The 479-nt window shown below is 68.3% G+C and carries 1 protein-coding gene; it reads right to left on the minus strand.

Annotation, left to right across the window (positions count from 1 at the left end; translation table 11 throughout):
• Positions 1-214: PadR family transcriptional regulator (locus E4T88_RS18870; protein ID WP_185146758.1), on the minus strand; the 214-nt coding region annotated here is incomplete at its 3' end.
• Positions 215-479 lie beyond the last annotated feature (265 nt).

Here is a 479-nt window from a genome sequence, read left to right on the forward strand (position 1 = left end):
GTGTGAGGGTCGGGTAGATCACGCCCGGGCTCGGGCTGTAGCTGCCGCCCAGGCGCTCCTCGATCGCCTTGATGAGTTCATACCCGTGCCGGGGCCGGTCGGCGATCAGCCGCAGCAGCACGAGGCGCAGGCCGCCGTGCCCGAACACGCGGCCACCCCCGCGCCGGGGCCCGGCCGGTGCGCCGCGGGGGTCGAGCAATTCGATGTCTTTCATGGTGAATTCCGATATATCTATATAGATAAGATATATCGAATTCATATCGAATTGCACATGCAGACGGCAATCCCGTACCGCATGCAGGGTCATGGATCGATCGACGGCCCCCGGTCCGTCGCCTTCCGCCCGCGCCGGCCGGCGCGCCGGGGCCGCTCAGGCAGCGGCCGCCATGCCCGCCGCGTGCCCGCGCGTGAAGGCCTCTTCGAACACCGAATACCCCGACCAATCCGCGTGCGCGAATGCGAGGCGCGCGGTGCCGGGG

Source organism: Dysgonomonas mossii (assembly GCF_004569505.1).
Taxonomy (GTDB): Bacteria; Bacteroidota; Bacteroidia; order Bacteroidales; family Dysgonomonadaceae; genus Dysgonomonas.